Annotated in this window: 12 protein-coding genes; 8 read left to right on the top strand and 4 right to left on the bottom strand. The window is 74.3% G+C overall.

Annotated elements, in window-relative coordinates:
• Positions 1-142: 142 nt before the first annotated feature.
• A complete protein-coding gene (locus ACIG3E_RS14220) occupies positions 143-1,894 on the top strand; it encodes a hypothetical protein (protein ID WP_399615396.1) in 1,752 nt (583 codons plus the stop codon).
• Positions 1,895-1,911: 17 nt separating this feature from the next.
• Here ACIG3E_RS14220 and ACIG3E_RS14215 read toward each other — a convergent pair whose 3' ends face one another.
• Positions 1,912-3,210 carry an ABC transporter substrate-binding protein gene (locus tag ACIG3E_RS14215; RefSeq protein WP_399615394.1) on the bottom strand — a complete coding sequence of 433 codons (1,299 nt, stop codon included), beginning with the start codon at positions 3,208-3,210 and terminating at the stop codon, positions 1,912-1,914.
• Between the two features lie 118 nt (positions 3,211-3,328).
• Here ACIG3E_RS14215 and ACIG3E_RS14210 point away from each other — a divergent pair, with 118 nt between their 5' ends.
• Together ACIG3E_RS14210 and purU are read left to right on the top strand one after the other, a co-directional pair.
• Complete coding sequence (locus ACIG3E_RS14210; RefSeq protein ID WP_399615392.1) at positions 3,329-3,829, top strand: hypothetical protein; 501 nt, start codon at positions 3,329-3,331, stop codon at positions 3,827-3,829.
• Between the two features lie 52 nt (positions 3,830-3,881).
• A complete protein-coding gene (gene purU, locus ACIG3E_RS14205; protein ID WP_399615390.1) occupies positions 3,882-4,787 on the top strand; it encodes a formyltetrahydrofolate deformylase in 906 nt (301 codons plus the stop codon).
• A gap of 25 nt (positions 4,788-4,812) precedes the next feature.
• Here purU and ACIG3E_RS14200 read toward each other — a convergent pair whose 3' ends face one another.
• Together ACIG3E_RS14200 and ACIG3E_RS14195 are read right to left on the bottom strand one after the other, a co-directional pair.
• A complete protein-coding gene (locus tag ACIG3E_RS14200; protein WP_399615388.1) occupies positions 4,813-6,177 on the bottom strand; it encodes a maleylpyruvate isomerase N-terminal domain-containing protein in 1,365 nt (454 codons plus the stop codon).
• Complete coding sequence (locus tag ACIG3E_RS14195; protein ID WP_399615386.1) at positions 6,174-6,782, bottom strand: sigma-70 family RNA polymerase sigma factor; 609 nt, start codon at positions 6,780-6,782, stop codon at positions 6,174-6,176. The genes ACIG3E_RS14200 and ACIG3E_RS14195 overlap by 4 nt, the downstream gene beginning before the upstream one ends.
• Positions 6,783-7,053: 271 nt before the next feature.
• Between ACIG3E_RS14195 and ACIG3E_RS14190 the strand changes: the two genes are divergently transcribed.
• Positions 7,054-7,428: an STAS domain-containing protein gene (locus ACIG3E_RS14190; RefSeq protein WP_399615384.1), complete on the top strand. Its 375-nt coding sequence runs from the start codon at positions 7,054-7,056 to the stop codon at positions 7,426-7,428.
• A 283-nt stretch (positions 7,429-7,711) separates the two neighbouring features.
• Positions 7,712-8,203: an EF-hand domain-containing protein gene (locus ACIG3E_RS14185; RefSeq protein ID WP_399615382.1), complete on the top strand. Its 492-nt coding sequence runs from the start codon at positions 7,712-7,714 to the stop codon at positions 8,201-8,203.
• Positions 8,204-8,306: 103 nt separating this feature from the next.
• On the opposite strand, the gene ACIG3E_RS14180 is transcribed toward ACIG3E_RS14185, so the two are convergent.
• Positions 8,307-9,857 (bottom strand): class I adenylate-forming enzyme family protein, encoded by a 1,551-nt coding sequence (locus ACIG3E_RS14180; RefSeq protein WP_399615380.1) that lies wholly within the window; start codon positions 9,855-9,857, stop codon positions 8,307-8,309.
• A 170-nt stretch (positions 9,858-10,027) separates the two neighbouring features.
• On the opposite strand from ACIG3E_RS14180, the gene ACIG3E_RS14175 reads away from it, so the two are divergent.
• From ACIG3E_RS14175 to ACIG3E_RS14165, 3 genes are all read left to right on the top strand, one after another.
• A complete protein-coding gene (locus ACIG3E_RS14175) occupies positions 10,028-11,161 on the top strand; it encodes an acyl-CoA dehydrogenase family protein (protein ID WP_399615810.1) in 1,134 nt (377 codons plus the stop codon).
• Entirely contained in the window at positions 11,158-12,030 is an 873-nt protein-coding gene (locus ACIG3E_RS14170; protein ID WP_399615378.1) for an acyl-CoA dehydrogenase family protein, read from the top strand. Before ACIG3E_RS14175 ends, ACIG3E_RS14170 begins: the two co-directional genes overlap by 4 nt.
• A gap of 486 nt (positions 12,031-12,516) precedes the next feature.
• Positions 12,517-12,984: an ATP-binding protein gene (locus ACIG3E_RS14165; RefSeq protein ID WP_399615376.1), complete on the top strand. Its 468-nt coding sequence runs from the start codon at positions 12,517-12,519 to the stop codon at positions 12,982-12,984.
• The last annotated feature ends 312 nt before the right edge of the window (positions 12,985-13,296 follow it).

The raw sequence follows: 13,296 nt of genomic DNA, 5'->3' as shown, positions 1-13,296 counted from the left end.
CGTCTCCCGCGCAACTTCCGTTACTCCCGCGGCGTCTGTGACAAGGGCGTCATCTGAGTGCTCTGAGCTGCGTGGCAGACGGCCACGGGGACCCGGTAGCGTGAGCCGACGTTCCGAAGGTCCCCCATAAGTAGGAGTCCCGGTGACGCAGCAGAGCGGTCAGGGCGCCGCGTCCTCCGACCCGCGGCAGCCCGCGGAGCGGCACGCCCACGAGGGCATCGTGCTGCCCGCGGACGGTGGCGAACCCCTGATGCCCGGCGGCCACCAGGCGGCCCCGCCGGTCGGCAGCCCCTGGGGCGAGCCGTGGGGTCCGGAACCCACCCAGCCACCGGCGGGCCCCGGCCAGGCCTGGACCGCCCAGGGGCACGCCGGAGCCGCGCCGCGCCCGGCGGGCGGGATGCCGCTGCCCCCCGAGGGCACGCCCCTGCCGCCCAGCACGCCGCCGCAGCAGTCGTACGGCGGCCCGGCGGGCGCGGGCGCGCTGCCGCCGGAGCAGCACGGGACGTCGGGGTACGGGCAGCCGCTGCCGCCCCTGGGGCAGGACAGGACCGGCTACGGCGAGACGTTTCCGCCCGCCGCGCAGAGCCAGCCGCTCCCGCCGCCGGGTCCCGCGCAGAGCCAGCCGCTGCCCCCGTCCGGCCCCGCGCAGAGCCAGCCGCTGCCCCCGCCGGGCCCCGCGCAGGGCCACCCCCACGCGCCGCCCTACGCCGGGCAGGACTACGGCCTGCCGCCCGCGGGCCCCGCCCCGGCCGCCGAGCACACCCAGGTCCTTCGGCCCACCGACGCGGGGCAGCCGCTGCCGGGCGGGCCCGACGCGCAGGCGACGCAGTACATACCCCCGGTCGCGCCCGGTGCGCTGCCGCCCGAGATGCCCCCGGGGGGCGCGGGGGGCGCAGGGCACGGCGCACGGCACGCGATGCCCGCGGCGGACTCCACGCAGTTCCTCGGCCGCGCCGACTCCACGCAGTTCCTGGGCCAGGCCGCGGACGTCGTACCCGAAGAGCCCGCCTTCCACGGCGACAACGCGCCCACCCAGTTCATCGCCCCCGTCACCGACGACGGCCCGCCCGCCCCGGCCGCGGCCGCCGGGGGGTACGGCGAGCGGCAGCCGCCCGCCGAGTTCGACAGCCTCTTCCGCCAGGAGCCGGAGGGCGCCTCCGCCACCCAGCAGATGCCCCTCGTCCCGGCCGCCGCGGCGGCGCCGGACCCGGTGCCGGAACCCGCCTCGCGCCGCAAGGGGCGTACGGGATCCAAGACGCCGCTGCTCGTCGCCGTGGGCGTGGCCATCGCCGTGGTCGGCGTCGGCGCGGGCGCGATGCTCGCCGGTGGCGGCGGGGACGCGAAGGCGGAGAACTCCGACGGCAAGGAGCCGCTGGCCGCGACCTCTTCGGAGGCCCCGGACGACAAGGAGAGCGCGAAGCCGTCCCCGTCGGCCGACCCCGTCAAGCGGCAGGCCGTCGCCCTGGACAAGCTCCTCGCGGACAGCAACGACAGCCGCGAGTCGGTGATCAGGGCCGTGCGCAACGTGGGTACGTGCAAGAACCTGCGCCAGTCCGCGGCCGACCTCCGCGACGCGGCCAAGCAGCGCAACGGCCTCGTCGGCCGCCTGTCGGGCCTGACCGTCGACAAGCTGCCCTCGAACGGGCGGCTGACCGCCGAGCTCAACCGCGCCTGGCGGGCGTCCGCGTCGGCCGACAACCACTACGCCGCCTGGGCCGACCAGGTCCGCGGCAAGAAGGGCTGCCACAAGGGCCGCGCCCGCACGACCCCGCAGACGGCGGCGGGCAACCGCGCGAGCGGCGAGGCCACCAAGGCCAAGCGGCAGGCGGCGGCGCTGTGGAACGCGATCGCCGACAAGCACGGCCTGACCAAGCGGAACCCCACCCAGCTCTAGCCGGGGCGGGGCGCGGGTCAGCGGGCGGACTCCAGGGTCTTCTGTACGTTCACGAACGACCTGCGCGTCACCACCAGGCGGCCGTCGCGCACCACCTGGAAGGTCACGTCCGCGTTCACCAGACGCGGGTACTCGCCCGCCGCGAGCATGTCGTCGAAGCGCCAGCTCAGCATCGGCGTGAGCCCGCCGGTGTCCACGCGCAGGCCCTGGTCGAGGGTCTTGCGCAGGGCCCGGGACGTCACCTCGCCGCCGTTCAGCGACTCGACGGCCTGCCGCAGCACGGTGTACGCGATCCAGGTGGTCTGCACGCCCGCGTCCGAGGGGTCCACGCGGGTGTCGTCGAAGGCGTGCTCGCGGATCACCTCGCGCATCGGCTCCCAGCGCTTGTCGCGCTCGGCCGGGTACCAGCCGGTGACGTACGCGCCCTCGTAGGGGCCGTCGGCGCCTCCGGTGCGGTCCAGGAGGGTCTGGTCGACGCTGCCGAGCACGGAGGCGGTGCGCACCTTGGGGTAGTTCTCCTCGACGCGCCGGAACGAGTCGAAGAACGTGTCCGTGCGCGCGCCGAGCGCCGCCGCCACGCAGCCCTTCTTGCCGCCGCGCGCGGAGCGTTCGAGGGCCTGCCGCGCCTGCCAGGTGTAGTCCGAGGCGTCCTCGGGCGCCCGGATGTCGGCGGAGGCGGCGCGGTCGCCCTCGGCGAGGCCGGAGTCGAGGAGCTTGGAGAGGTTGTCGCCCGTGGTGGTGTCGGGCCGCACCAGGGACACGCGGTCGCAGACCCCGGCGAGCTGGCGTCCGTTGCCCGCGAGCAGCGCGGGCTGGCCGCCGTTGACGGGGTAGGACAGCGGGCTGGAGAACTCGTCGTCGGTGAGGCCGTAGCCGCCGATGTACGGGATGCCCGCGACCTCCAGGGGGGACATGAAGGACCGGCCGTGCTGGCTGTACGAGCCGACGACCGCGACCACCTTCTCGTCGGCGGCCCGGCGGGCGCAGCCCGCGGCCTCCACCGGGTCGTTGTGGTCGTTGCAGGTGAGGACCTTGAGCTGGTGGCCGTCGAGGCCGCCGCTGGCGTTGACCCAGCGGGCGAACGCCTTGGCCATCGCGGGCATGCCGGGTTTGTTGGTGGCCCGGGTGCCGTCCGGCGCCCAGGTCATGACGGTGATGGGGGCATCCCCGGAACCCCCCGTGGTACCGGGGATGACCCCACACCCGGCCGTCAGGGACGCACACGCCGCCAGGGCCGCCGCGCTGAGCACGGCCGTGCGCGCTCGGTGCGCGGTCTCGGCGGGGCGGGGGAGGAAGACGCGTCGCAAAGCGGCCATGGACCCGCACGATTCCGCGAGGGGAACAACCAGGGAGTGACGCCCACCCAACGGTGGGTGACGAACACGTGAACGGGTGGGGCCCGGGAAGCGGGGAACGTGTGGGAACGTACGATCGATGACCGTGCAAGGTTCGGAGAAGTCTTCCCGTCGCGGCCGTCGGTCAAGGACCATAGGCGCCATGCCAACGAACGACATGCCGTGGTGGCGCTGGCGCTGCAATGTGCGCTCGGCGCTCCACATGCTCTCGGACCAGGAGTTCCAGCGGGAGTGCTGGCTCGCGGGTCGCGAGGAGTACGGGGACGTGACGGACGCCGTGTACCGCCTTGTCGAGGATACGTGGCTGGACAACTGGTCCGCGGAGAAATACGTCGGGACGATCTTCCGCGACTCCCAGGAGGCGGCCCTCGTCGACTCGGCCGTGCTGCGGGTCCTGCGGATCATGCACGAGGTGGGCCCCGACGCCGCGGTCGCCGCGTATCTGGACCACCCCGGGTGGCCGGACGCGGTGCGGGCGGCGCGGGACGCGCACGTACGGCTCGCGACCGGTGACGACGACGACCCGGACACCGCGCCGCGCACCCTGGAGGTCCTGCGCATCCTCACGCGGTCGGCCTGAGCGGCGGCGGCACGGGGCCGAGGGGCCCGTCCGGATATGGGACCCTGGGCGGATGAACGAGCAGTCCGCCGCCGTGAGCGAGAAGCCCACCGACCGCACGACCGACCGCGCCGAGCAGTACGTCCTCACGCTCTCCTGCCCGGACAAACAGGGCATCGTGCACGCCGTGTCGAGCTATCTGTTCATGACCGGCTGCAACATCGAGGACAGCCAGCAGTTCGGCGACCACGACACCGGGCTGTTCTTCATGCGGGTCCACTTCTCGGCGGAGTCGCCCGTCACCGTGGACAAGCTGCGCGCGAGCTTCGCCGCGATCGGCGACTCCTTCGGCATGGACTGGCAGATCCACCGGGCCGAGGACCGGATGCGGGTCATCCTGATGGTGTCCAAGTTCGGCCACTGCCTGAACGACCTGCTCTTCCGCTCCCGCATCGGCGCGCTGCCCGTGGAGATCGCGGCCGTCGTCTCCAACCACACGGACTTCGCCGAGCTGTCCGCCTCGTACGGGATTCCGTTCCACCACATCCCGGTCACCAAGGACACCAAGGCCGACGCGGAGGCACGCCTCCTCCAGCTCGTCCGGGACCTGGACGTCGAGCTCGTCGTGCTCGCCCGCTATATGCAGGTGATCTCGGACGACCTCTGCAAGCAGCTCAGCGGGCGGATCATCAACATCCACCACTCGTTCCTGCCGAGCTTCAAGGGCGCGCGGCCGTACCACCAGGCGCACGCGCGCGGCGTGAAGCTGATCGGTGCCACCGCGCACTACGTGACCGCGGACCTCGACGAGGGGCCGATCATCGAGCAGGAGGTCGAGCGGGTGGGGCACGAGGTGACTCCGGCGCAGCTCGTGGCCATCGGCCGGGACGTCGAGTGCCAGGCCCTTGCCCGGGCGGTCAAGTGGCACGCGGAACACCGCATCCTCCTGAACGGCCACCGCACAGTCGTCTTCGCCTGACCCCCACCCCGCGGCGGGGCCGCGGCTACATGCGGCTCAAGGATGCTGCGGCGAAGAGGACGTCTCGGATGGCTTCGCGGTCGCCTACCTGGCCCGCCGCGGCCTCCTCGGGGGAGACGTGGCCCGCGGCCAGGCGGCAGAACTCCACGCCGTCCAGGGCCACGTGCGCGACCTCCAGGTCGGCGGAGCCGCTGGCCCCGGGCGAGTCGAGCGGGATCAGCCACTCGCCGCCCCCGACGCCCTCGACCTCCAGGCGCAGGCTGCGCCCCGGCGCCCCCGCGGCGACGAGCTCCCGCGCGGGCCCCGCGCGCCCGGCCCGGCGCCGCTCGGCCAGCGTCGCGGGCAGCAGCCGCGCCGCCAGGTCGATCATGTGGTGCAGATGCCGGGGCGCGGGCGGCTCGTACGGGTAGTCGACGGCCTGCGCGATGTCCTCGGCGTGGATCCAGCACTCGAAGGCCCGCTCCAGCATGGAGTCGCGCAGCGGCAGCTCGATCCGCCGGGCCGGGCCGCCGGGCGCGTCCGGCGCGATCCCGTACGTCACCGCGAGCCGCCCGGATCCGCCGCCCGCGAACGACACCGTCCGGATCAGCTCGTGCGTCTGGTCCCGCCAGGGCCCGCGCACCGCCCGCGTGGGCGGGAACTGCGACGCGCGCCAGTACGCCTCCGTGCGCTCCCCCGGGTCGAGGCTCGGCGGCGCCCCGGCACCCAGCGGGTCGTCGAGGCCGAGCGCGGTGCCGACCAGGCCGTCGACGGCGATGAGGTGGGCGATGACCCCCGCGACGGTGGTCTTGCGGGTCACGGGGTGGTCGTCGTCGAACCAGCGCAGCCGCACCGGCGCGTGCCACTCGGCGTCCCCGATGTCCTGGAGCAGCGCGTCGAGCCGGGCGGCCTCCGCGTCGTACGGAGCGGCCCACTCCGGCAGCGGGACGCGGGGCGGGCGCCGTCCGAGGCAGCTCGCCAGGACGCGGGTGCGCAGGCCGGGGTCGAGGTCGAGGCTCTCCTCGGGGTGGAGGAGCCCGACGGCGTCCCGCAGCCGCAGCGCCTCCTCCGCGCACGGCCCGCAGTCGCCGAGGTGCTCCTCGACGGCCGCCGACTCCGCGGCGGAACACGCGGAGAGCGCCCACGCCCCGAGGAGGGACTTCAGGACGCGGTGGTCGAGCACGAGCGGCTCGGGCGCGGCCGCGACGGGCCCGGCGTCGGGCAGGGGCGCGCCGGTGTCCTCCACGGAGGCGCGCGGTGCCGGTATGCGCGGCTTGCCGACGCCGCCGTCGTCCCGCCCGGCGCCCGCGGCCCCGGCGCCGCCCGCGCCCGCGGGGAACTCCTCGTCGGGCCCGCGGCCCGTGCCCTCGCCCCCGCTGTCGTACGGATCGGGGCGGCCCGGCCAGCTCACAGCGCTCTCCCGTACCCGTGCGCGCCGTCGTCCTGATCGGCGGGGCCGTCGCCGAAGGCGGCCGCGGTGGTGTCGTGGGCGGTGGAGAGCAGCTGCAGCCCGAGGCGGAGCCTGCGGCGGGCCTCGTCCTCGGTGACGCCGAGGTCGGCGGCGGTCTGGCGGTAGTCGCGCCGCTGGAAGTAGGCCAGTTCGAGCGCGGCGCGCAGCGGGGCGGGCATGGCCGTGACGATGTAGTCGGCGCGGGCGGCGGCGGAGGCGCGGCGCACCTTGCGCTCCAGGTCCTCCGCGGTGCCCGCGCCGCCCCGGGCGAGCGCGGCGGACTCGGTCTGGCGCAGCCTGCGCACGGCCTGCTGGTGGGCGAGCGTGGCGATCCAGGAGCGCAGCGGGCCCTGCTTGGGGTCGTACGCGTCGGGGTTCTCCCACACGTGCGTGAACACGTCGCGCGTGATGCGGTCGGCCGCCGCGACGTCGCCGAGCACGCGGTGCGCGAGGCCGTGCACGAGCGAGGCGAAGCGGTCGTACAGCTCTCCGAGTGCCGCCGCTTCCCCGTGGGAGAGCCGCTGTTGCATGCGGCGGTCCCAACGACGCGGCGCGTCCTTCGGCATGCGGCCCCCTCGTGCACTCGCCGTGCTCACCTTCACCGTTGAATCGAATGTAGTCGGCGTCCGCGAGGACGCACCTGCCTTTCCCCGTGCTTTCCCGCTCTTTGCGGCAACGCGGGGCCGCGGGGCGCCGCGGATGATATTGACCGGCTCGTCCGCAACGCCCGCTTCCCGCGCCCGCGCGGGCCTGGTGTTTCATGGAAGGACGGTGGGGCAGCCGCGAAGCAGGAAGCGGAAGGGTTCTGGTGGGTTCGGTGGACGAGAGGCGTGGCGCGTGACGCTGAAGGTTGCCGTCGGCGAGCAGCGCGGCTGGGCCGTGCTGCGGGTCTCGGGTGAGATGGACCTCCTGACGTCGCCGGTGCTGCGCCAGCGGGTGCACGAGGCGGTGGCCGAGGGCCGCCGCAGCCTGGTCCTCGACCTGTCCGACGTGCTGTTCTGCGACTCCAGTGGCGTGGGCGTACTGATCGCCACGCGCCGCCTCATGCGCTCGTGCCGGGGCCGACTGCGGCTGATCCTGCCCGCCCAGGGCGCGGTGGAGGGCTCGCACGTCAACCGGGTCCTCGCGGCCCTCGGCGTACGGCGCCTGTTCGAGGTGTACGCGGACGCGGAGCGGGCCGTGGACGACGCGGCGGAACCCCTGTCGGCGTAGGGCCCGCGGCAGAAGCGGAACCCCGTCTACCCCCCAAGATCAGCTTGCTGATACAACCGTTCCGAGCGGATGCCACCGTCGGCGCCACCGCCGGGCCCGGGGCGCGTCCGCGACACGCTCTTGTCGCGGAATTCCCGCGGTCTTGGCACAAGCGTCGCCTTTCTGCCTCCCGGCTGCCGTCGGCGTCGTACGCTCGCTGGACAGATACCTGAAGGACGTCCGGGGCGGCCCACGGCCGCGCCGGAAGATTCCACCGCATGAGAAGTGAGGCGGCCCCAACACCATGGACAGTGCCGAGTACGAGCGTAAGATCGCGGCCCGTTTCGCCACCTTCGACCAGGACGGCAACGGCTACATCTCCCGTGAGGACTTCAGCACGGCGGCCGCGGCGCTGCTCGCCGAGTTCGGGGTGACCGCGCGGTCCGAGAAGGGCCAGGCCCTGTACGTCGGGGCCGAGGCGTTCTGGCAGGGCATGGCCGGGATCGCCGACCGCGACGGGGACCAGCGGATCACCCGGGACGAGTTCGTGGGCGGGGCCGTGAAGCGGCTGCGGGACAATCCGGCGCGGTTCGCGGAGATCGCGCGGCCGTTCCTCCACGCGGCGTTGTCCTTGGCGGACGGCGACGGGGCTGTGCAGGGGGCGGATGTGGAGCGGGCCCTGCGGGCGCTGGGCGTGCAGCGGGAGATCGCTTCCCTGGCCGCGCAGTCCCTTGGGCCGGTGACGGAGGACCAGGTGGTGTCCGCGTTCGCCTCGTACTTCACCGTCCCTGAGTAGTCGGTCTGCGCCGCCGCTTCGCGGCGGATTTCTCCCACCCGCCCACCCGTGACGCGCGGCTTCGCAGCCTGAGCCCCGACGCGGAGCGCTTTCCCCGCCGTTTTCAGTCCGCGTACCGCTCCCGCAGTTTGTACTTGAGTACCTTCCGCAAGGCGTCGTTGCGCGGCAGTTCGTCCACGAGTTCCAGCTGTTCGGGGAGCTTGTGGACGGACAGGCCCGCGGCGCGCAGGTGTGCGGTGGCCTCGGCGAGGGTCAGGCCGGGGGTGCCGGGGGCGCGTTGCACGACGGCGCAGACGCGTTCGCCGCGGGTGGGGTCGGGCAGGCCGATCACCGCCACGTCGGCCACGGCGGGGTGGCCGTGCAGCAGGTCCTCGATCTCCTTGGCGGAGATGTTCTCGCCCTTGCGGAGGATGACGTCCTTGGCGCGGCCGGTGAGCACCAGGTGCCCGGAGGCCAGGACGTGGCCCAGGTCGCCGGTGCGCAGGAACCCGTCGGCGTCGAAGGCCTCGCGGGTCGCCGCCGCGTCGAGGTAGCCCCGGCAGACGGCCTCGCCGCGCAGCCGCACCTCGCCGTCCTCGCCCGCGGGCAGCTCCCGGCCCGCGGGGTCGGTGACGCGGATCTCCATGCCCGCGGGCGGGCGGCCCTCGGTGGTGGCGAGGTGCTCGGGGCTGTCGTCGGGGGAGCCCATCGTGATCATGGGCACCTCGGTCATGCCGTAGCCGTGGGTGAGCGGGCAGCCAAGCTCGCGGACCACGGCGTGGTACAGCTCGGGCGGCTTCGGGGCGCCGCCGCCCGCGAGCAGCCTGAGGGTGGGGATGAGCGGGCGGCCGGGGTCCTTGCGCTGCTCGGCGAGGAACATCGAGTAGAAGGCCGTGGAGCCGCCCGCGACGGTCACCCCGTGCCGCCGGTAGCCGTCCAGGGCCTCCGGCAGCGCGAAGCGCTCGAACATCACGGCGGGGAAGCCGTACAGGAGCAGCATCACCGTGTAGTCGGGCCCCGCGATGTGCGCGAAGGGGAACGCCATGGAGCCGACGTCGCGCGGGGACAGCTTCAGGGCGTGGGCGAGGCACGCGCCGCCCGCGATCAGCGAACGGTCCGTGTGCAGCACGCCCTTGGGGTCGGAGGTCGTGCCGGAGGTCCAGTAGATCCAGCGCACGGCCGTGCCGTCGCGCGGTGGCGCGGGCAGCCCGCCGGGGTCGCCGTCGGGCAGTTCGTCGTACGCGGTGAAGACGCCGCGCGCGCCGAGGCGGCGGGCCATCTCGGTGTGGTCGTAGCCCCGCCACACCCCGGGCACCGCGAAGAACTCGGCCTTGGACGCGCGCAGCGCGAAGCCGACTTCGCGGTCGCGGTAGAACGGGATGACGGGGGACTGGACGGCGCCGAGCCGGGCCAGGGCGAAGGAGAGCACGGCGGTCTCGATGCGCGTGGGCAGCTGCCAGGCGACGACGGTGCCGGGCCCGACCCCCCGCTCGTACAGGCCCGCCGCGACCCGCTCGCAGCGCTCCCGCAGCCCGCCGAAGGTGAGGGTCCGGTCCTCGCCGGGGTCGTCGGCCGCCTGGACGAGGGCGGGGGCGCCGGGGGTGAGCGCGGCGCGCCGCTCGATCAGCTCCCACAGGGTGCGGCTGGCGGCGAGCGCGCGGGCGGTGTCGGTCACGGGGTGCCCCCTTCCGGCGGCCGGACGACGGAACGGCCCGACGGCGCCCGTTGCTGACGCTTCGTCAGATCGTGCGCAGAGCGTAGGGCGCCACGCCTTGTCGGTCCAGGGGTGCGGGGCTAGCCTGCCGTCTGACGGCCCATCAGAAACTGTCGAGGCGGGTGACCCCGGTGGACCTCTCGTACACCGCGCAGGAGGAGGACTTCCGCGCCCGCCTGCGGGACTGGCTCGCCGACGTGCTGCCGAAGCTGCCCGAGCGGCCCGACCCGCTCGACTGGCCCGCGCGGCGCGCGTACGACACCGGCTGGCAGCGGACGCTGTACGACGCCGGGTACGCGGACGTCCACTGGGAGGCGTCGCCCACGCTGCGGATGATCTTCCTGGAGGAGAGCGAGCGCGCCGGGGCGCCGTACGTGGGCGCGAACTTCGTCGGCCTGCTGCACGCCGGGCCCACCATCGCCGCCGAGGGCACCCCCGAGCAGCGGGCGCGCTGGCTGGAGCCGATCCTGCGCGGCGACGAGGTCTGGTGCCAGGGCTTCAGCGAACCGGACGCGGGATCGGACCTGGCGTCGCTGCGCACCCGCGCGCGGCGCGACGGCGACCACTACGTGGTGAGCGGCTCCAAGGTCTGGACCTCGCACGCCGAGGTCGCCGACTGGTGCGAACTCCTCGTGCGGACCGACCCCGAAGCGCCGAAGCACCGGGGCATCAGCTGGCTCGCCCTGCCGATGGACGCCCCGGGGATCACGGTGCGGCCGCTGCGGACGCTCGCCGGGTCCACGGAGTTCGCCGAGGTCTTCCTCGACGAGGTGCGCGTGCCCGTCGCCAACCGGGTCGGCGCCGAGAACGACGGCTGGCGCGTCACCATGGTGACGCTGTCCTTCGAACGCGGCACCGCCTTCGTCGGCGAGGTGGTCGCCTGCCGCCGCGTGCTCGGCGAACTCGCCCGCGAGGCCCGCGCGAACGGCCGCTGGGACGACCCGGTGCTGCGCCGCGGACTCGGGCACCTGAGCGCCGAGTTCCAGGCCCTGTGGCGCCTCACGCAGTGGAACGTGAGCGAGGCCCAGCGCACCGGCGGCGTGCCCGGCGTGGGCGGTTCGGTGTTCAAGCTGCGCTACTCGCACGCACGTCAGGCGCTGTACGACGCCGCCGCCGAGGTCCTCGGGGACGGCGCCCTCGACCTGGAGAACGCCTGGACCCGGGAGCGGCTCTCCTCGCTGTCGTACACCATCGCCGCGGGCACCTCGCAGATCCAGCGGAACATCGTGGCCGAGCGGATCCTCGGACTGCCGAAGGGGCGGTGACGGCCCACGTGGACCTCCAACCGGACGACGACCAGCGGGCGTTGCGCGACGGCTTCCGCGCGCTGCTCGAACGCCGCTTCGGGCGGGACGCGCTGCGGACCGCCGTGGCCGCGCCCGGCCTCGACCGCGGGCTCTGGCGGGCCCTCGGCGAGGCCGGGTTCTTCGCCCTGCGCGTCCCCGAGGCGCGCGGCGGGCTCGGCCTCGGCGCGGCCGAGGCGGTGCTCGTCTTCGAGGAGGCCGGGCGGGCGCTGCTGCCCGGACCTCTCGTGGCGACGTTCCTCGCGGCGGGCGACGTCGAGGGCGCGGCGACCGGCGAGGTGGCCGTGACGGCCGTGGACGGCACGCTCGTGCCCTGGCTCGACGCGGCCGACGTCGTCCTGGGGGACGCCACCGGCGCCGAGGCCCTGCGCTCCGTGGACCCCCTGACGCCCCTGCACCGCGTCCCGGCCGGGCGCGCCGGGGCGCCCGGCGAGGCCTCGCTGCTGCTCGCCGCCGAACAGCTCGGGTCGGCCTGCCGCACCCGCGACCTGGCCGTCCAATACGCCCGCGAGCGGGAGCAGTTCGGCCAGCCCGTCGGCGCCTTCCAGGCGGTCAAGCACCTGTGCGCCGAGCTGCTCGTACGCACCGAGGTGACGCGTGCCGCCGTGTACGCCGCCGCCGTCACGGGCGAGCCGGGCGAGGTCGCCGGGGCAAAACTCCTCGCCGACGACGCCGCCGTGCGCAACGCCCGCGACTGCCTCCAGGTGTACGGCGGCATGGGGTTCACCTGGGAGGCGGACGTGCATCTGCACCTGAAGCGGGCCTGGGTGCGGGCCGGGCTCGGCACGACGGCGGCCCGCGCGGAGGAGGAGCTGGCCGCCGCGCTGTGACGCCGTGGGCGGCCGCCGTGGGGCGGCTTCCGCGTCGCTCGTCGGGGTCGCGTCGTCACGCGGTGCTTGCGGGCGGCTTGATCGACTTGAGGAACCCGGAAACGGCGGGAAGGCTACTGAGCGTCGATATCGGGTTGTGTCCTACGCGTGACTCGTCGCGACGCGGAGTCGGCGCCCGGCTCCGGTACCTTGTGTCAGATGCGAGTGGTCCTGAGGCCGAGCCGTGCCGGTGTTGCCCCCGAGGCAGCTCCGCGCCTGGTGGCGCGCTCCGCTCGCCGCACAGGACGCGGCCGAGCGCCCGCCTGTTCGACCCCCTGCGGCGCGCGTCGCACAGTATGCCGCACGCGTACTCCTTCGCGCTGGAATATGCCCGAAGCGCTTGTTGGGGTGACTGTACGTCAACCATGCTGTCTCCTCAGGGGCTCACGTTCCGTGACCCTGGGGCGTCACGAGGCGTTGTGTCCGCCGGTTCGGATGGTGTGAGCGGTGCAGGTGCTTCAAGTTCAGCTGGAAGTCGGGCCGGACCCCGAGGAAGTGGGACGGGCCCGCAGATGGGCGCGGTCACGGCTCGCCGGGTCCGGCATAGCGGCGGACGAGCCGCTGGCCGAGACGCTCATCCTGCTGATCTCGGAGCTCGTCACCAACGCCGTTGTGCACACGGGCTGTCCGGCCGTCCTGCGCATGCTGCTCCCCGGCGTGCCCGCCAGCGAACCGGGCACGGTGCGCGTCGAGGTCACGGACCGCAGCGCGCGGCCGCCGCGGCCGCGGCACGCCGAGGGCGACGAGACCAATGGGCGCGGGCTTGAGCTTGTGGATGGGCTTGCGGATCGGTGGGGGTGGCAGCCGGAGGGGGGCGGTAAGCGGATCTGGTGCGAGGTGGATCGGTGTGACGCCGCCGCGGCTTCCGCTTCGCGGGGGCTTGCGTATGGGGAGGTTGCTCTCGGGGTGCGCTGACCGTCCCTCGCGGGGCGCCCCAGGCCCGCCCCTTCCCGAACCGGGGGCTGCCGCCCCCGGGCCCCTGCCCTTATCGGCGCTCCGCGCCTCGTCCTCAAGCGCCGGACGGGCTGGATGGTGCCGCTTGCGGCCTGCTGTCGGATGTCCGGCGTGCCCCCGGTGTGCTGGCGCGTGCGCCGTCGCGTGCTGCGGTGCGCGGCCGTGCGCGGGCGGGGTAAAAGGGGCATACTTCTTAAATCCCCGAGCGGGTGTTGACGTACCGTATTCGGTTGATCACGCTGGTGGGCAGCGATTCGCCGCGAGGGGACGTCG

Origin of the sequence: Streptomyces sp. NPDC053474 (assembly GCF_044544845.1) — a bacterium.
Classification (GTDB): Bacteria; Actinomycetota; Actinomycetes; order Streptomycetales; family Streptomycetaceae; genus Streptomyces.
Note: the sequence above shows the minus strand (reverse complement) of the source record. Positions and strands in the feature narration are given on the sequence as shown.

Bases quoted from the DNA above. Each gene is read 5' to 3' on its own strand.
- ACIG3E_RS14185 (WP_399615382.1), top strand. From the start codon at position 7,712: ATGGACAGTGCCGAGTACGAGCGTAAGATCGCGGCCCGTTTCGCCACC.
- ACIG3E_RS14210 (WP_399615392.1), top strand. From the start codon at position 3,329: ATGACCGTGCAAGGTTCGGAGAAGTCTTCCCGTCGCGGCCGTCGGTCA.
- purU (WP_399615390.1), top strand. From the start codon at position 3,882: ATGAACGAGCAGTCCGCCGCCGTGAGCGAGAAGCCCACCGACCGCACG.
- ACIG3E_RS14195 (WP_399615386.1), bottom strand. From the start codon at position 6,782: ATGCCGAAGGACGCGCCGCGTCGTTGGGACCGCCGCATGCAACAGCGG.
- ACIG3E_RS14215 (WP_399615394.1), bottom strand. From the start codon at position 3,210: ATGGCCGCTTTGCGACGCGTCTTCCTCCCCCGCCCCGCCGAGACCGCG.